15 protein-coding genes are annotated in these 16,240 nt (G+C 72.7%); 8 read left to right on the top strand and 7 right to left on the bottom strand.

The genetic code is table 11. The features are described from left to right. Positions 1-30: 30 nt before the first annotated feature. The 3 genes from ACILR4_RS08755 to alr form a co-directional block, all read right to left on the bottom strand. Positions 31-1,575, bottom strand: a complete 1,545-nt coding sequence (locus tag ACILR4_RS08755; protein ID WP_395700465.1) for a carotenoid oxygenase family protein — start codon at positions 1,573-1,575, stop codon at positions 31-33. An 8-nt stretch (positions 1,576-1,583) separates the two neighbouring features. Next, positions 1,584-2,015, bottom strand: a complete 432-nt coding sequence (locus ACILR4_RS08750; protein ID WP_395700464.1) for a DUF2141 domain-containing protein — start codon at positions 2,013-2,015, stop codon at positions 1,584-1,586. 145 nt (positions 2,016-2,160) lie between these two features. Beyond that, the gene (gene alr / locus ACILR4_RS08745; RefSeq protein ID WP_395700463.1) at positions 2,161-3,255 is read right to left on the bottom strand and encodes an alanine racemase; all 1,095 of its coding nucleotides are present in this window, start codon (positions 3,253-3,255) and stop codon (positions 2,161-2,163) included. A gap of 218 nt (positions 3,256-3,473) precedes the next feature. Between alr and lplT the strand changes: the two genes are divergently transcribed. Further along, the gene (gene lplT, locus ACILR4_RS08740) at positions 3,474-4,751 is read left to right on the top strand and encodes a lysophospholipid transporter LplT (RefSeq protein ID WP_395700462.1); all 1,278 of its coding nucleotides are present in this window, start codon (positions 3,474-3,476) and stop codon (positions 4,749-4,751) included. Positions 4,752-4,776: 25 nt separating this feature from the next. Beyond that, complete coding sequence (locus ACILR4_RS08735) at positions 4,777-5,652, top strand: DMT family transporter (protein WP_395700461.1); 876 nt, start codon at positions 4,777-4,779, stop codon at positions 5,650-5,652. A gap of 33 nt (positions 5,653-5,685) precedes the next feature. Here the strand turns inward: ACILR4_RS08735 and ACILR4_RS08730 are convergent, their stop codons facing one another. Then, on the bottom strand, positions 5,686-6,642 hold the full coding sequence (locus ACILR4_RS08730; protein ID WP_395700460.1) for a response regulator: 957 nt from the start codon (positions 6,640-6,642) through the stop codon (positions 5,686-5,688). Positions 6,643-6,771: 129 nt separating this feature from the next. Between ACILR4_RS08730 and ACILR4_RS08725 the strand changes: the two genes are divergently transcribed. After that, entirely contained in the window at positions 6,772-7,263 is a 492-nt protein-coding gene (locus tag ACILR4_RS08725; protein ID WP_395700459.1) for a glutathione peroxidase, read from the top strand. Here ACILR4_RS08725 and ACILR4_RS08720 read toward each other — a convergent pair. After that, entirely contained in the window at positions 7,200-7,928 is a 729-nt protein-coding gene (locus ACILR4_RS08720; protein WP_395700458.1) for a Crp/Fnr family transcriptional regulator, read from the bottom strand. The two genes, ACILR4_RS08725 and ACILR4_RS08720, sit on opposite strands and share 64 nt — an antisense overlap. Before the next feature lie 59 nt (positions 7,929-7,987). On the opposite strand from ACILR4_RS08720, the gene ACILR4_RS08715 reads away from it, so the two are divergent. The 5 genes from ACILR4_RS08715 to ACILR4_RS08695 all read left to right on the top strand — a co-directional run bounded on the left by ACILR4_RS08715 (position 7,988) and on the right by ACILR4_RS08695 (position 12,692). Then, the gene (locus ACILR4_RS08715) at positions 7,988-9,148 is read left to right on the top strand and encodes a DUF2332 domain-containing protein (protein ID WP_395700457.1); all 1,161 of its coding nucleotides are present in this window, start codon (positions 7,988-7,990) and stop codon (positions 9,146-9,148) included. A gap of 65 nt (positions 9,149-9,213) precedes the next feature. Beyond that, a complete protein-coding gene (locus ACILR4_RS08710; RefSeq protein ID WP_395700456.1) occupies positions 9,214-10,410 on the top strand; it encodes an aromatic amino acid transaminase in 1,197 nt (398 codons plus the stop codon). 193 nt (positions 10,411-10,603) lie between these two features. Beyond that, on the top strand, positions 10,604-10,858 hold the full coding sequence (locus ACILR4_RS08705) for a hypothetical protein (RefSeq protein WP_395700455.1): 255 nt from the start codon (positions 10,604-10,606) through the stop codon (positions 10,856-10,858). Between the two features lie 191 nt (positions 10,859-11,049). Next, positions 11,050-11,883 carry a DUF692 domain-containing protein gene (locus tag ACILR4_RS08700; protein ID WP_395700454.1) on the top strand — a complete coding sequence of 278 codons (834 nt, stop codon included), beginning with the start codon at positions 11,050-11,052 and terminating at the stop codon, positions 11,881-11,883. After that, on the top strand, positions 11,880-12,692 hold the full coding sequence (locus ACILR4_RS08695) for a putative DNA-binding domain-containing protein (RefSeq protein ID WP_395700453.1): 813 nt from the start codon (positions 11,880-11,882) through the stop codon (positions 12,690-12,692). The genes ACILR4_RS08700 and ACILR4_RS08695 overlap by 4 nt, the downstream gene beginning before the upstream one ends. Here the strand turns inward: ACILR4_RS08695 and ACILR4_RS08690 are convergent. Both ACILR4_RS08690 and ACILR4_RS08685 read right to left on the bottom strand, forming a co-directional pair. Then, positions 12,689-15,622, bottom strand: coding sequence for a protein kinase domain-containing protein (locus ACILR4_RS08690; protein WP_395700452.1), 2,934 nt, complete (start codon positions 15,620-15,622; stop codon positions 12,689-12,691). The two genes, ACILR4_RS08695 and ACILR4_RS08690, sit on opposite strands and share 4 nt — an antisense overlap. Next, entirely contained in the window at positions 15,606-16,232 is a 627-nt protein-coding gene (locus ACILR4_RS08685; protein ID WP_395700451.1) for an ECF-type sigma factor, read from the bottom strand. Before ACILR4_RS08685 ends, ACILR4_RS08690 begins: the two co-directional genes overlap by 17 nt. Between the last annotated feature and the right edge of the window lie 8 nt (positions 16,233-16,240).

Below are 16,240 nucleotides of genomic sequence, written 5' to 3'. Positions count from 1 at the left end.
CGCCGGACTGTAGCCGGCTGCCTGCGAGACTCATGATGCCGCCGTGAAGTTGCCGTGGAAGCCCAGCGGCAGCGCGTAGGGCAGCGCGGCCTGGGCGACGGGTCCGTCGGCCACGGCCCGCGCGTCGAGCACATTGACCAGCGTCTGCTGGCGCTTCGCGTCGAAGCTGGTGCCCACCAGCCAGGCGTCGCGCTCGTCCTCGCCGCGGCCGGGCTTGGGCACGACGATGTGCTCTTCCACCACCATGTCGACGCCGTAGTCGTAGCGCTCGACGCGGCCGGTCTCGAGGTCGCGCCACTCGATGCCGTGGAACAGCGCGCCCTTGCCCGCCGGCTGCGGCCGCCACTCGGCGGCACTCACCGCGAAGCGCGACGCCAGCCCGGTGCGGCGCGGGTCGATACGCGGGAACTCCACCGCGTCGTCGAGGCCTTGCACCGTGGCGCGGCCGCTGGCCATGTCCAGCACCGCCAGTTGCGTGCTCGACACCCGCTTCGGCCCGGGCTGCCCGGCCACCACGGCCACCGCGCCCTGCACCAGCGTCCGGTGGTCGCTGGCGCCGACGTAGCTCAGCACGATGCGGCCGTCGCCGCGCTCCCAGGCATTGCCGACGTGGAACACCATCTGCGCCGGCAGCTCGAAGATGCGGCGCTTCGTGATGTCGTTCTTGTCCAGCACCAGGATGCGCAGCGGCTGCGTGCGCTCGAAGTCGTAGGCCGCCTCGGGCGACGCGCCGGCGGCGATGCGGTCGAAGTGCAGCTTCACCGGCGGCAGCGGGATCACCAGGTACTGCGGCGTGATCGCCATGTCGTGCACCATGCCGCCGGGGTACGGCGACTCGCCGACCTGCGCCTTGACCAGCCGGCCCTGCGGGTCGACATGCCAGGCCACGATCCGGGCGCCGAAGGTGCCGATGTTCCAGAGGTGGCCGCTGGCGTCCACTTTCGGATGCGCCGAGAACGGCACCTGCTGCAGTCCCTCGCCCCAGGTGACGGGACCGCGCGTGACCAGACCGTCCGGGTCCAGCGCATAGGCCGAGCCGCCTTCCCACATCGCCAGCACGCGACCGGCATGCTCCAGCGCATTGGTGTTCGCGGTGTTCAGCGAGTCCGGCCCCAGCACCGGCGCGTCGCTCTGGATGCCGGTGCCGAAGGCGCTGTACAGGAACCGGCCGGCCTGCTGCTCGGCGCGCAGCTTGGCGGTGCGCACCAGGCGACCGACATGGCGCACCTGCGTGCCGCTGAAGCTGAACTGCTGCACCATGCCATCGCCGTCGAACCAGTGGTGGTAGCGCTGGCCGTTGCGCTCGAACAGCGCCGGGCCGTTGCGGTAGAAGCGGCCACGTAATTCAGGCGGCAGGCGGCCGGTGATCGCGAGCGACTCGCAGCGCAGGTCGCCGCCCGCATCGCTGACGCCCTTGAACGGGCGCAGCCAGGGCTTGTCGGCGACCGCGCGGTCGAAGGCCTCGGCTTCGCTGATCGCGGAGTCTGCGGCGGCGGCCGGCGTGAGCCATGCGGCGGCGCTGCCCGCGCCGACAGCACCGAGCGCGCGCAGGAATTCGCGGCGTTGCATCGTCATGGCCGCGCTCACTTGGCCAGCTTGACGACGACCGGCTTGCCGGCTTCCAGCGTCACCTGGGTGGTGTCCCAGGTCGGCGCGCTGAAGGCCGGCGGCTTGCCCGAAGCGCCCCAGGGCTCGGCCGGAATGCCCATCGCATTGGTGTCGAGCTTGCCGTTGCCGTTCAGGTCCTGGAAGGCCGACAGCGCCACCACCGGCCCGCGCAGGCCGCAGACCTGCAGGCTCATGGTCTCGCCCTCGGCCCGCAGCTGCACCGCGATGCTGACCTGCCTGGCGGCATAGGCCTCGGCGCTGTCGTAGCCGGCGATCATCAGCCGGCCCTCGCCGGCGCGCACGTTCTGCACTTCCACCGGGATGCAGGCCTGCGCCTGCGCGACGGTGGCGCCGCACAGCAGCATCAGCGGGGTGATCAGCGAACGCAGGACCAAGGGGGTTTTCATGGCGGCTCCCGGGGGGTGGTGGTTGGATGCCGCCACTCTAGGAAGCGCAGGCCGCGCGCTCCACGGCCGCGCGATGAAGCGCCGCCCGATGCCGCGAAATGCGGGCGCCGCGGCGCCAAACGAAGCCGGCCCGAAAGCCCGCGCGTCAGCCCGCCGCGGCCACCTGCACCGGTACCCGCTGGGCCAGCGCGCACATCAGCTCGTAGCCGATGGTGCCGGCGGCCTGCGCCACCTCGTCGATCGGCAGCAGGCTGCCCTGCGGGCCGCGGCCCCACAGCGTGACCTCGCTGCCGACCTGCGCCGCCGGCACCGGCGTCAGGTCGACCGCCAGCATGTCCATCGACACGCGGCCGACCGTGGCGCAGCGCTGGCCTGCCACCAGCACCGGCGTGCCGCTGCCGCAGTGGCGCGGGTAGCCGTCGGCATAGCCGCAGGCCACGATGCCGATGCGCATCGCCCGTTCGGCCACGAAGCGGCTGCCGTAGCCCACGCTGTCGCCGGGCTGCAGCTGCTGGGTGCCGATCAGCCGCGAGCGCAGCGTCATCGCCGGCTGCAGGCCCCAGTGCGCGATGTCGTGCTCGGGGAAGTCCGGCGCGCTGCCGTAGCTCAGGATGCCCGCGCGCACCCAGTCGGTCTTCAGGCCTTGGTGACGCAGGATCGCCGCGCTGTTGCTGAGCGATCGCTCGCCGGGCAGGTCGCGCGTGGTGGCCTCGAACAGCGCCACCTGGTGCGCGATGCCGCGCGGCCCGTCGGCGTCCGAGAAATGCGTCATCAGCGAGATCTCGTCGACCTGCGGCAGCGCATTCAGCCGCGCCCAGGCGCTGCGGTAGGCGGCGGGCGCGAAGCCGAGCCGGTTCATGCCGCTGTTCATCTTGAGGAACACGCGGTGCGGCTGGTGCGTCTTGTGCGCGCCCAGCCAGTCGATCTGCTGCTCGCAGTGCACCGCATGCCACAGGTTCAGCCGCGAACACAGCTCCAGGTCGCGCGGCTCGAACACGCCTTCGAGCAGCAGCACGGGCCCGCGCCAGCCGCAGGCGCGGATGCGCTGGGCTTCAGCCAGGTCGAGCAGCGCGAAGCCGTCGGCGCCGCGCAAGGCCTCGTAGACGCGCTCGATGCCATGGCCGTAGGCATTGGCCTTGACCACCGCCCAGACCCGGGCATCGGGCGCGCCGGCGCGGGCCCGGGCCAGGTTGTGCGCCAGCGCATCGGGGTGGATCAGGGCTTCGATCGGGCGGGGCATCGGGGCGGACCTTGTTGCAGAAGTCGTCGCGGAACGGGCGGCTGTTCATTCTGGCCCCGCACGGCGGCTGCAGGTTTTGCCGGACAGCCATGCTATAACCGCCGGCCGGCCAGACAGGGCAGACCGATCGTTGCTGCCCCGGCCGAGCACAAGCGAGAAGCTGCCACGGCAGCCGTTGGAGACGAAGGCGCCCTGGGGTTGTTGAAAGCTGATTGCGGATGAAGAGAGGCTTTCACACCATCATGGCGGCGCAGTTCGCCAGCTCGCTGGCGGACAACGCGCTGACGGTTGCGGCCATCGAGCTGCTGCGCAGCAACCAGGCCCCGGCCTGGCAGGTGCCGGCCCTGGCCGTGATGTTCGCGCTGTTCTACGTGCTGCTGGCGCCCTTCGTCGGCGCCTTCGCCGACGCGGTGCCCAAGGGCAAGGTGATGTTCGTCTCGAACAGCATCAAGGTGGTCGGCTGCCTGATGATGCTGTTCGGCACCCACCCGCTGATGTCATACGCGGTGGTGGGCCTCGGCGCCGCGGCCTATTCGCCGGCCAAGTACGGCATCCTCACCGAGCTGCTGCCGCCCTCGCAGCTGGTCAAGGCCAATGGCTGGATCGAGGGGCTGACCATCGTCTCGATCATCCTCGGCACCGTGCTCGGCGGCCAGCTGGTGGGCCCGCGCATCGCGCCGATGCTGCTGGGCTTCGACTTCCCGATGATCGACACCGGCATCGACACGCCGCCCGAGGCCGCCATCAGTGCGCTGCTGGGGCTGTACGTGATCGCCGCGCTGTTCAACCTGTACATCCCGCGCACCGAGGCGCCGCTGCAGCCGCTGGCGCACAGCCCGATGACGATGGTCAACGACTTCTCGCAGTGCAATGCGCGGCTGTGGGCGGACAAGCTGGGCCAGATCTCGCTGGCCACGACGACGATGTTCTGGGGCGTCGGCGGCAACATGCGCATCATCGTCTTCCCCTGGGCCGCGGCGGCGCTGGGCTACAGCACGACGCAGGCCTCCTCGCTGGCCGGGGTGGTGTCGATCGGCGTGGCCGCCGGCGCGGTGATCGCGTCGATGCGCATGCGGCTCGATCGCGCCACCGGCGTCATCCCGCTCGGCGTGCTGATGGGCATCCTGCTGATCGGGCTGAACCTGATCCGCGACATCTGGGTCGCGGTGCCCTTCCTGATCCTGCTGGGCCTGGCCGGTGGCTACCTGGTGGTGCCGATGAACGCGCTGCTGCAGCACCGTGGCCACAACCTGATGGGCGCTGGCCGTTCGATCGCGGTGCAGAACTTCAACGAGCAGGCCTGCATCCTGGGCCTGGCGGCCTTCTACACCGGCATGACCAAGTTCGGCCTGTCGGCCTTCACCGCCATCGCCGTGTTCGGCCTGCTGGTGGCCGGCACGATGACGCTGATCTGGCGCTGGCATGCCCGCAACTGCGTGGTCGACCGCGACGAGGTCGAGCGCCTGCTGGCCATTGCGAGAACCGACAAACACTGAGACCCGCCCTCCGCGGGCCGCTGACGTGAATTCCCGTGCCCTGCCAGCCCTCGCGCTGGTCTTCAACGCCTTCACCTGGGGCGTCTCGTGGTGGCCGTTCCGGGCCATGCAATCGGCCGGGCTGCACCCGCTGTGGCTGACGACGCTGACCTTCGCGGTGGCGGTGCTGGTGCTGCTGCTGGCCCGGCCCGGCGCCTGGCGCGAAGTGCTGCGCACGCCGACGCTGTGGGTGCTGATGGCCGCCGCGGGCACCACCAACGCCTGCTTCAACTGGGCGGTGACGATCGGCGACGTGGTGCGCGTGGTGCTGCTGTTCTACGTGATGCCGCTGTGGGCCGTGCTGCTGGCGCGGCCGCTGCTGGGCGAGCGCATCGGCGTGGGCGCCATCCTGCGGGTGCTGCTGGCGCTGACCGGCGCCGCGGTGGTGCTGTGGCCGCCCGACGGCGCCACGCACACGCCCTTCAGCCTGGCCGACGGGCTGGCCCTGGCCGGCGGCTTCTGCTTCGCGCTGAACAACGTGATGCTGCGGCGCGAAGCACAGCGCAGCGAGCCGGCGCGCGCGCTGGCGATGTTCTTCGGCGGCATGCTGATCTCGCTGCTGCTGGCCGCGCTGCAGACCCGCAGCGGCCACGTGCCACCGCCGCCGGCCCCGGCGGTGGGATGGCTGCTGTTCACCACGGTGCTGGCGCTGTGGTTCATCGGCTCGAACCTGGCACTGCAGTACGGCGCGGCGCGGCTGCCGGCGCAGGTGACCTCGGTGATCATGATCACCGAGGTGCTGTTCGCCAGCCTGTCGGCGGTGCTGCTGGGCGGCGGCGTGCTGGACGCGCGCACCGCGCTGGGCGGCGCGCTGATCATGGCCGCGGCCGGACTGGCGGCGCTGCACAAGGGCCACCACTAGCCGCAGCGGCGGGACGGGGCTCGGGGCCGCCGCCTACTCGGCCACCGGCACCGGCAGCTCGGGCCCGCGGGTCAGCCCGTGCTGGCTGAGCCAGCGGTCGAGCGCAGCGAAATCGAGCGGCTTGCCCAGGTGCACGTCGGCCCCGGCCAGCGTGCTGCGCACCCGGTCCACCGGATCGTGGAAGGCCGAGACGATGGCCACCAGCGGCACGCGCCCGCTCGGGTGCACGTGGCGGTGCTTGATGTGCTGGCACAGCGCCAGCCCGTCGAGGTCGGACTGCGGCCCCAGGTCGACATCGAGGAACACGAAGCCGAAGGGCTGGTGCGACAGCAGCTCGAGCGCCTTGCCGCTGTGCTGCGCCCACTCGGTGGCCAGGCCGTAGCGCTGCAGCTGCCGGTCCAGGAAGTGCAAGGCCAGCTCGCTGTCGTCGACCAGCAGCGCGCGCTTCAACGGCACCGGCCGCAGGGCGGCCTCGCGCTGGCGGCGCTGCGCGTCGGCCGCGGCGCGGCGCTCGTCCAGCGAAGGCAGCGGGCGGGTCGCCTCGCTGTCCATCACAGGCGCCATGGGCGGCACCGGCACGTCCGCCGCACGCCGCGCCGGCACGCCCTTGCCGATGGTGATCGGCCGCGAGATCGTCGGCGACGGGGCCAGCAGCGGCAGCGGTCCGGTGCCGGGGTTGTCGCGCATCGCGACCAGCGCATCCAGTTCGCGCAGCACGTGCACCGGGTCGATCGGCCGCATCATCCAGCTGGCCGCGCCTTCGGGGCCCTGCGCGCCGACGAACACCGCATCGGTGATGCGGCCCAGCGCCTGCAGCAGCTCGGGCACGCCGGCCTGGTCGGCGTCGGCCACGACGAAGCGTGCCTCGTCCACGTCCAGCACGTGGCAGTACGCCGGCTGGCGCCGCGCGGCCAGGCGGAAGTACGACGCCAGTGCATTGCGCTCGAAGGCACTGAAGCCGAGCAGTGCCACGGGAATCGGAACAGACATCGGCGAGCGAAGGGAAGTGACAGGCAAAACGGTCGGCCACGCGGTCAGCCACGCGGTTGGCACAAGGGCGGCAACACAGGGGTTTAACATGCGCCACCGCCAGCCGGCCCAGCATGGAGTGTCTCAGCAATGTCGCATCAGAACATAGGGGAATTCGACGCTGTGTCCATCGACGGCAAGAAGGTCAAGCTCTCGCGCTACCAGGGCCAGGTGATGCTGATCGTCAACACCGCCAGTGCGTGCGGCTTCACCCCGCAGTTCGGCGGCCTCGAGAAGCTGTGGAAGGCCTACCAGGACAAGGGCCTGGTGGTGCTGGGCTTCCCGAGCAACGAGTTCGGCGGCCAGGACCCCGGCAGCAACGAGGAGATCGCCTCGTTCTGCCAGATGAACTACGGCGTGAGCTTCCCGATGATGGCCAAGATCCAGGTCAACGGCAGCGGCGCGCATCCGCTGTACCAGTGGCTGACCGCCGAGGCGCCGGGGCTGCTGGGCACCAAGGCGATCAAGTGGAACTTCACCAAGTTCCTGATCGGCCGCGACGGCCAGGTCATCAAGCGCTACGCGCCCCAGGACGCGCCGGAGAAACTGGCCGCCGACATCGAGGCCGCGCTCGCGGCCTGAAGCCGCACGCCGCCGTACACCGGCTGCAGGTGGCCGGCACGCGCCATGCGCTGCAGCCATTCGTTCACCGTCTGGCGCGACAGCCCCGCCAGCGTGGCCAGCTCGGCCTGCGTGGTGCGCAGCAGCACCCGGCCCTGCGCGTCGGGCGCCTGGGCCCGGCCGGCGCGCTGCAGGTGCGTGAGCGCCAGCGACAGCCGCTCGGCCGCGCCCTGCAGCCGCGAGGCCTGCAGCAGCCGCAGCGTGCCGTCGTGGCGCAGCGCGAACTCGCGCATCAGCGCGCGGCCGAAGCCGGGCAGGCCGTCCATCAGCGCGACGTAGGCCGGCGCGCCGATCACCAGCACCCGCGCCGCGCGGTGCGCCACCGCCTCGTAGCTGCTGGGCTGGCCGCCGGCCAGCGCGGCCAGGCCGAACAGCCGCAGCGGCGGCGCCAGCTCGATCAGCGAGACCTCGCCGTCCACCGAGCAGAAGCGCAGCGCCATCTCGCCCTCCACCACGCCGTACAGCGCGCTGCGGCTGCCCTGCGCGAACAGCGTGGCGCCGGCCGCCAGGCGGCGCAGCCGGCAATGCGGCAGCGCCGCCGCCAGTGCGGCGTTGCCGGCACGCAGCTCGAGCGCGGGAAAGTTGGCGGCCAGCAGCGAGCGCAGCGCCGTTGCAGCGTCGGACATCGCCACGATTGTCGGGTGGCCGACATTGTTTGGCCAGCCTGCCGCCTACGCTGCCCGCCATGAACACCGCCCCCCGCACCGATGCCACCGCGCCCGGCCCCACGGCACCCACGCTGGCGCAGCGCCAGCGCCAGTTCGAACGCTTTGCCGCCACCGAGTGCGGCGAGGATCCGCTGTACGTCGCGCTGTGCCGGCTGCTGGCGCAACGCCCGGCGGCGCTGGCGCTGCTGGACGCCGCACCGCGGCCGCAGCAACGCCCTAACCTGCTGCTGGCGGCAATCCACGAGCGCGTGCTCGCCGGCGCCGGCGCTGCGCTGGCCGCTTACTATCCAAGCCAGGGCGGCGAGCGCCTGCCCGACGGAGGCCTCGCGCCGGCGCTGGATGACTTCCTGGCCGCGCAGTCCGCCGCCCTGGCGGCGCACTGCGCGACGCGCAGCACGCAGACCAACGAGATCGGCCGCTGCGCCGTGCTGTGGCCGGCGCTGGCCGAGCTGGCCGCGCGCTGCGGCGGCCGGCCGCTGGCGCTGCTGGACTTCGGCTGCAGCGCCGGCCTGAACCTGGGCGTGGACGCCTACGCGTACACCCATGGCGCGCAGCAGCTCGGTGCGCCGGCAGGCGACGGCGTCCCCCGGATCGACTGCCACCCGGTGCACGGCAGCGGACCGCGCGCGCTGGCGCCGGCGCGCCTGCACAGCCGCATCGGCCTCGACCCCGCGCCGGTGGACCTGCACGACGCCACCGCCACGCGCTGGCTGCGCGCCTGCCTGTGGCCGCACGACCGGTCGCGCGCGCAGCGCTTCGACCAGGCCGCGGCCATCGTGCGCCGCGCCGGCTGGCCGGTGCAGCAGGCCGACGACTGCTTCGCCCGCATCGAACCCTGGCTCGACAGCCTGCCGGCCGGCGTGCAGCCGGTGGTCTTCAACAGCTGGGTGCTGGCCTACTTCGAACGCGAGGCGCTGGCCGCTCACATCGCACGCATGCGTTCGCTGGTGCAGCGGCGTGGCCTGGCCTGGCTCAGCGCCGAAGGCCCGGGCCTGGTGCTGGGCGATGCGCCGCCCGCCGCGCTGCCCGGCGACGGGCGCGTCAGTGCCGAGGAACTGGCCAATGCCTCGCTGTGGTACCTGAGCTGGCGCGACGAGACCGGCGCCGCACGCACCGAGCTGCTGGCGCGCAGCCATGCCCATGGCCGCTGGGCGCACTGGACCGGCACAGGCACGTGATGCCGGGGGCCGTGCCGGCACAGCGCTCGCGATAATCCGCGCTTCCCACCGGAGATCCATCCACCATGTTCGAGCACGTCAAGCCCTATGCGGGCGACCCGATCTTTGCGCTGGTCGACGCCTACAACGCCGATCCGCGGCCGCAGAAGGTGAACCTGTCGATCGGCATCTATTTCGACGAGCAGGGCCGCCTGCCCGTGCTGGACAGCGTGCGCGGCGCCGAGGCGATGATCCTGGCCGCCGGCGGACCGAAGCCCTACCTGCCGATGGAAGGCGAGGCGACGATGCGCAGCGAAGTGCAGAAGCTGCTGCTGGGTGCCGACCATCCCGCCATTGCCGCAGGCCGTGTCGCGACGATCCAGAGCGTCGGCTCCTCGGGCGGCCTGAAGGTCGGCGCCGATTTCCTCAAGACCTGGCTGCCCGACAGCGGCGTGTGGGTCAGCGACCCGACCTGGGACAACCACCGCTCGATGTTCGAGGGCTCGGGCTTCACGGTGCAGAGCTACCCCTACTACGACGCGCAGACCGGCGGCGTGCGCTTCGACGACATGCTCGCCGCGCTGCGCGGCCTGCCCGCGCGCAGCATCGTGCTGCTGCATGCGTGCTGCCACAACCCCACCGGCGTGGACCTGAGCCACGCACAGTGGAATGCGCTGATCCCGGTGCTGCGCGAGCGCGAACTGCTGCCCTACCTGGACCTGGCCTACCAGGGCTATGGCGACGGCATCGCCGAGGACGGCTACGCGGTGCGTGCGATGGCCGATGCCGGCATCACCTTCTTCGTCGCCAACTCGTTCTCCAAGAGCATGAGCGTGTACGGCGAGCGTTGCGGCGCTTTGAGCGCGGTGTGCGCCACGCGGGCCGAGGCCGAGCTGGTGATGGGCCAGCTGCGCTTCACGGTGCGGCGCATCTACTCGAGCCCCGCGATCCACAGCGCGCTGATCGTCGCCCATGTGCTGGGCGACAAGGACCTGCGACCGATGTGGGAAGGCGAGGTCGCCGCGATGCGCCAGCGCATTGCCGGCATGCGCCGCGCGCTGCACGACCGGCTGGTGGCGCTGCGCCCGGACCGCGACTTCAGCTACTTCCTCACGCAGCGCGGCATGTTCAGCTATACCGGATTGAGCGCGACCCAGGTCGACCGGCTGCGCGAGGAACATGCGGTGTACCTGATCCGCTCGGGCCGCATCTGCGTGGCCGGCCTGAACCAGGGCAATGTCGGCCGCACGGCCGACGCCATCGCCGCGGTGCTGGGCGACTGAGCCGCGGGTTTCCCCGCATGCATCCGTTGAACGTGGCGCGGCGTATCTGAGCCAGGTCGCCGCGCGTTCGAAGCCGATGTAAGGAAAGCGCGGTCCGCGGCGACAGACGCCTGCGCCCCGACACCTCCGGCCAATCCACCGGGTCGGACGCTTTCGAATCGAACCCTCGTTCAACGCTACGGAAGGAAACCCCATGAAGATCAAGTCCGGTGTGGCCATCGCCACCGCTGCCGCCGCCCTGCTGTCGACCGGCCTGCTGGCCACCACCTCGGTGCAGGCCGCCGACGCAGGCGTGAAGTGCACGGGCAGCAACAGCTGCAAGGGCACCAGCGAATGCAAGACCGCCAACAACTCCTGCAAGGGCCAGAACAGCTGCAAGGGCCAGGGCTGGGTGCACGAGAAGTCGGCCAAGGAATGCACCGACAAGGGCGGCAAGGTCGTCAAGTAAGTCGGCGCTGCCAGGTCAGGCGCCCTGCGTGGCGTCTGGCGCGTGTGCCGCGGGTTGGGCGACCCCCGGGTTGGCTGTCGGCACACGCGCCAGGGAACTGACTTGCACCTTGGTGCCTTTCTTTGCACCCGGCAGCCCTGAACCGGCGGCCGGGTGTTTTTTGCGTTAGGTTCGCCGCGTGAGGACACGCCATGATCCAGGGCTTCGGCCTCGGCCTGCGCACCGACCACTACGCTGACTTCACATCCGGCCGCCCGGCGGTGGACTGGCTGGAGGTCATCAGCGAGAACTACCTGGTGCCCGGCGGCAGGCCGCTGCACCACCTGGACCGCATCCGCGCCGACTGGCCGATGGTGATGCACGGCGTGTCGATGTCGCTGGGCGGCACCGATCCGCTGGACCTGGACTACCTGCGCGACCTGAAGGCACTGGCCCGGCGCGTGCAGCCGGCCTGGCTGTCCGACCACCTGTGCTGGACCGGCGTGAACGGCCGCAACCTGCACGACCTGCTGCCGCTGCCGATGACCGAGGCCGCGCTGCGCCACCTGACCGACCGCATCGCCCGCGTGCAGGACCTGCTGGGCCAGCGCATCGCGGTGGAAAACCTCTCGAGCTACGTGCGCTTCGCGGCCGACGAGATGAACGAGTACGAATTCGTCGCCGAGCTGCTGCAGCGCAGCGACTGCCTGCTGCTGCTGGACGTCAACAACGTCTACGTCAGCAGCGTGAACCACGGCTTCGATGCGCAGGCCTACATCGACGCGATGCCCGCCGAGCGCGTGGTGCAGATCCACCTCGCCGGTCATTCCCGGCAGGGCGAATTCCTGATCGACACCCACGACGCGCCGGTGTGCGACGCGGTGTGGGCGCTGTACCGGCACACGCTGCGCCGCCTCGGGCCGCGGCCGACGATGATCGAGCGCGACGACAACATCCCGCCGCTGGCCGAGCTGCTGGACGAGCTGGCGCTGGCCCGCCGCATCGCCGCCGAGGTCCTGGCCGACAGCACCGCGGTGGCGGCATGACGACGGCGTCGATGCAGGCCCTGCGCGGCCAGCAGCTGGCCTTCGCCGCCGCGGTGGCCGACGGTGCGCCCTGCGATGCCTTGCTAATGCTCCATGCGGGCGGCCAGGCGCCTCTGATCAGCGCCTACCGCCACGCCTACGTCGCGCGGCTGACCGAGGCGCTGGGCGACAACTTCGAGATCCTGCTGCGCGCGATGGGCGACGAGGCCTTCGCCGCGCTGGCGGCGGCCTACATCGCCGCACACCCGTCCACCGTGCCGTCGATCCGCTGGTTCGGCCACCGCCTGGCCGACTTCATGGCCACGCAGGTGGAAACCGACAGCGGCCTGGTGCCTCACCCCGCGTTCGTCGACCTGGCCCGCATGGACTGGGCGCTGCGGGGCGCCTTCGACGCGGCCGACGCGCCCGCGATCGGCCGCGAGGCGCTGGCCGGCGTGGCCCCCGAAGACTTCGCGACGCTGCGCTTCACGCCCCACCCCAGCCTGCGCCTGCAGCCGCTCGATTGGGCGATCGAGGCCGCCTGGCGCACGCTGCGCGAACACGACCCGGCAGCCGGTGGCGACGAACCCGAACTGCCGGCGCCCGAGGCCGCCGCGCACACCCTGCTGGTGTGGCGACGCGAGCTGCAGACGCTGTGGCGTTCGCTCGAAGCGGACGAGGCCGCGCTGCTGCAGGCGCTGGTCCAGGGCGCCAGCTTCGGCGACCTGTGCGAGCAGGCCGCCGCGTTCAGCGATGATCCCGCCGCGCGGGCCGCCGGCCTGCTGGCGCGCTGGCTCGACGAAGGCCTGCTGGCAGGGCGGCGCGCCTAGCGTTCATGGTCCCCGTCATCAGCCGGCGCCGGTGCCGCGCGTCCGGCAGGGCCGGACCGCCAGGCCGCCAGCGCGGCGTGGGCCTCGGCCCGCCAGGGGCTGCCCGGCACATCGATGCGGTCGCGCAACGCCACGGCCCGCGCCAGCAGCACCCGGGCCTGCTCGGCGTGCCCCACGGCCGCCTGCAGCCGGCCCAGGCCCAAGGCCTCGGCGGCCTGGCGCTCGACGTCGGCCGCCAACCAGCGCTGGCGATCGCCCAGCGCCTCGTAGGCGCGCAGCACGCTCGCGGCGTCCGCTGCGCCGGGCGCCACCCGGCTCCACGCCGCCAGCAGGGCCAGGGCGCCCTCGAAGTCGCCACCCGGCGCGCTGATCGAGGGCAGCGCCGCGCGCAGCCCGGCGCGTGCGGCGTCACGCCGGCCCTCGGCCCAGGCCAGTTCGGCGGCACGGGCCTGGGCCTGCTGGCGCGCCACCTGCGCGCGCGGTGCCTCCGGCGGCAGCTGGTCGAGGCTGGCCTGCACTTCGCCGAGCAACGCCCGCGCGGCCGCCAGTTCATGGCGCTGGATCAGCAACCGGCTGTACGGCAGGCCGACGAAGCGGATCAGGCGCGCGCGCGCGGCGCTGCCGGCGGGCCAGTGGTCGAGCCACTGCGCGTACAGCGCCCGCGCCGCGTCGAGCCGGCCGCCGTGCAGCAGCGCCTGCGCGCGCACCGCCACGAAGTAGCTGCCGTAGTTCGGGTGGTAGGGACCGGCCACCTGGTCCGACAACGCGACGGCCTGCGCGAACTGCGCGTCGGCCGCGGCGCGCTCACCCGTCGCCGCCAGCACCTGGCCCAGGTTGTACTGGGCACCGGCCACGCTCAGGTGCTGCGGACCGAGCAGCGCGCGGTAGACGGCCTGCGCCGCCTGCAGGTGCTGGCGCGCCTCGTCGAAGCGGGCCATCTGACGCAGCAGGTCGCCGTAGTTGTCCTCGCCGAAGGCCACGATGTAGCTGTGCGCGCCGAAGTGCCGGCGCGCGCTGCGCAGGCCTTCGAGGTACAGCGCTTCGGCGCCGGCCAGGTCGTTGCGGGCCTCGTGGGCACGGGCCAGGTAGAAGGCCGCGCGCGGCAGCGTCTCGGTGCGGGCGTCGGCGCGGCGCAGGGCCTGCAGCGCGGTGCGCAGGTGCGCGGCCGACGCATCGGGCCGGCCCAGCTGGTCGAGCGCGTTGCCCAGCAGCACATGGGCCTGGGCCAAGGGCTCGGGGGCAGGATCGCGCAGGGCCTGCAGCGCGGCCAGCGCCTGCTCCCCCTGCTGCTGCGCGGCCTGGAAATCGCCGCGGCGCAGTGTGGTGTCGGCCCGCGCCAGCAGCGCCTGGGCGTGGCGCGGGCTGCCGGGCCCGTCCAGCTCGGCCGCCAGCGCCAGTGCCTCGTCGTCCAGGGCCGCCGCCTGGTCCAGCAGGTCGAGGTCGCGGCTCAGGCCACCCAGCAGCACCAGCAGGTCCAGCCGCTGCGCGTCATGGGCGCGGTGCCCGGTCAGCAGCTGCTTCGCGCCCTGCTCCACCAGTTCCTTGCCGGTCACCTGGTGCGGCGGCCGCGCGCCGGAGCCGGCCCGCGCGCTGTTGTCGAACAGGCTCAGCAGGAAGCGCTGCGTGGCCTGCGCGCGTTCGGCCTCGCGCTGGGCCTGGCGCGCCTGCCAGACCACCAGCGCGCCACCGGTCAGCGTGGCGGCCAGCGCCAGCGTCGACAGGCCCACCGCCATCCGGTGGCGCCAGGCCAGGCGCCGCAGCACGTAGCCCGGGCTGTCCGGCCGCGCCAGGATGGGCCGCCGCTGCGCATGACGTTCAATGTCCTCGGCCATCGCGGCGACGGTGGCATAGCGCTCGGCCGGCTGCTTGCGCAGCGCCTTCTGCACGATGACATCGAGATCGCCGCGCAGCTGCCGCGCCAGCAGCCGCGGCGCGATGCCCGGCAGCCCAGCCTCGGCATCGGTCAGCGCCAGGCGGCTCGGCCGCGGCACCTCGGCCTGCAGGATGGCCTCTTCCAGCGCCGCGGCGGTGTCCCGCGCGGGCCGGTGCACGCGCCGGCCGAGCAGCAGCTCGAACAGCATCGCCCCCAGCGCGTGGATGTCGGTGGCCGTGCCCACCGGGCCGCCGGCAATCTGCTCGGGCGCGGCGTAGTCGGGCGTCATCGCGCGGCCGCCCCACAGCGTGGACGGCTGTGCGCCCGGGCCGGCCTCCGCGCTGCCGGCCAGCAGCTTGGCAATGCCGAAGTCCAGCAGCTTGACCCGGCCTTCGCGGTCGACCAGCACGTTGCCGGGCTTCAGGTCGCGGTGGATCACGCCCAGCGCATGCGCATGCTGCACCGCGCGCAGCACCTGCAGGAACAGCGCCAGCCGGGCCGGCACATCCAGCCGCCGCTCGCGGCAATGCAGGCCGATCGGCTGGCCGTCGACGTACTCCAGCGCCAGCCAGGGCTGCCCGTCGTGCTGCCCGGCGTCCAGCACCGACGCGATGTTCGGGTGCTCCAGACCCGACAGGATGCGGCACTCCTGCGCAAAACCCTGCGCCAGCCGCGCCCGCGCCGGGCCGTCGAGCTGCGGCAGCTTCAGCGCCACCGGCCGCTGGTGCGCGCCATCGGCGCGCTGCGCGAGCCAGACGCTGGCCATGCCGCCGCGGCCCAGGCAGCGCTGCAGGCGGTAGGGGCCGATGCACTGGCCGCTGGCCGGGCCCGGCGCGCCTCCGGCGTCCGATGCAGGCGGCCAGCGGGCGGGCGCCTCCAGGAAGCCGGCTGCCTCCAGCGCGGGCCGTTGCGCCAGCAGTTGCTGCAGCAGCGGGCGCACCGCGGCCTCGTGCGCCGGCAGCTGCGCCAGCCAATCGGCACGCGCGGCCGGCGGCTGGGCCAGCGCCTGGTCGAGCAGCGCGAGCGCGCGCGCCCAGTCCTCACGCGCCGGCATCATGGCCGCCCAGGGCGTGGTAGAGGTAGGAGCGTGCGCGCTCCCAGTCGCGCTCGACGGTGCGCAGGCCCAGGCCCAGCGCCTCGGCGATCTCGGCCTGGCTCAGGCCGCCGAAGAAGCGCATCTCGACCACGCTCGCCAGGCGCGGCTCGATCGTCGCCAGGTCTTCCAGCGCCTCGTGCACGCGCAGCAGCTCGGGGTCGCGCAGCGGGTCGGGCTGCGGCAGCTGCTCGGCCAGGCCTTCGGTCAGCGACAGCACCGCCTGGCCGCCGCCGCGCCGCTGCGCCGCCCGCTCGCGCGCCGCGTCGATCACGATCGAACGCATCGCCCGCGCCACGTAGGCCAGGAAATGGCCGCGGTCCTGCAGCTGCAGCGCCTGCATGCGGACCAGGCGCTCGTAGACCTCGTGCACCAGCGCCTGCGTGTCCAGCAGCGTGATGGGCGCGCGGCCGCGCAGGCGCCGGCGCGCCATGCGGCGCAGCTCGTCGTACAGCTCGGCGAAGGCCGTCGGCAGGCGCAGCGTGGGCGGCAGGCCATCGGCCGCCGCGGCGCTGGCCGGGGCATCACCCCCCGGAATCGGGGGCGGCTGGCATGGCGGGTTCTCGGTGTGCATTGCGTGTT

Origin of the sequence: Aquabacterium sp., from assembly GCF_044226965.1 — a bacterium.
Taxonomy (GTDB): Bacteria; Pseudomonadota; Gammaproteobacteria; order Burkholderiales; family Burkholderiaceae_C; genus Pseudaquabacterium.
Note: the sequence above shows the minus strand (reverse complement) of the source record. Positions and strands in the feature narration are given on the sequence as shown.

Excerpts from the sequence above, each read along its gene's own strand:
- ACILR4_RS08715 (WP_395700457.1), top strand. The coding sequence starts at position 7,988 with ATGAACACCGCCCCCCGCACCGATGCCACCGCGCCCGGCCCCACGGCA.
- ACILR4_RS08690 (WP_395700452.1), bottom strand. The coding sequence starts at position 15,622 with ATGATGCCGGCGCGTGAGGACTGGGCGCGCGCGCTCGCGCTGCTCGAC.
- ACILR4_RS08720 (WP_395700458.1), bottom strand. The coding sequence starts at position 7,928 with ATGTCCGACGCTGCAACGGCGCTGCGCTCGCTGCTGGCCGCCAACTTT.
- ACILR4_RS08695 (WP_395700453.1), top strand. The coding sequence starts at position 11,880 with ATGACGACGGCGTCGATGCAGGCCCTGCGCGGCCAGCAGCTGGCCTTC.
- ACILR4_RS08725 (WP_395700459.1), top strand. The coding sequence starts at position 6,772 with ATGTCGCATCAGAACATAGGGGAATTCGACGCTGTGTCCATCGACGGC.
- ACILR4_RS08705 (WP_395700455.1), top strand. The coding sequence starts at position 10,604 with ATGAAGATCAAGTCCGGTGTGGCCATCGCCACCGCTGCCGCCGCCCTG.
- ACILR4_RS08750 (WP_395700464.1), bottom strand. The coding sequence starts at position 2,015 with ATGAAAACCCCCTTGGTCCTGCGTTCGCTGATCACCCCGCTGATGCTG.
- ACILR4_RS08700 (WP_395700454.1), top strand. The coding sequence starts at position 11,050 with ATGATCCAGGGCTTCGGCCTCGGCCTGCGCACCGACCACTACGCTGAC.
- ACILR4_RS08685 (WP_395700451.1), bottom strand. The coding sequence starts at position 16,232 with ATGCACACCGAGAACCCGCCATGCCAGCCGCCCCCGATTCCGGGGGGT.
- alr (WP_395700463.1), bottom strand. The coding sequence starts at position 3,255 with ATGCCCCGCCCGATCGAAGCCCTGATCCACCCCGATGCGCTGGCGCAC.
- ACILR4_RS08755 (WP_395700465.1), bottom strand. The coding sequence starts at position 1,575 with ATGACGATGCAACGCCGCGAATTCCTGCGCGCGCTCGGTGCTGTCGGC.
- lplT (WP_395700462.1), top strand. The coding sequence starts at position 3,474 with ATGAAGAGAGGCTTTCACACCATCATGGCGGCGCAGTTCGCCAGCTCG.
- ACILR4_RS08730 (WP_395700460.1), bottom strand. The coding sequence starts at position 6,642 with ATGTCTGTTCCGATTCCCGTGGCACTGCTCGGCTTCAGTGCCTTCGAG.
- ACILR4_RS08710 (WP_395700456.1), top strand. The coding sequence starts at position 9,214 with ATGTTCGAGCACGTCAAGCCCTATGCGGGCGACCCGATCTTTGCGCTG.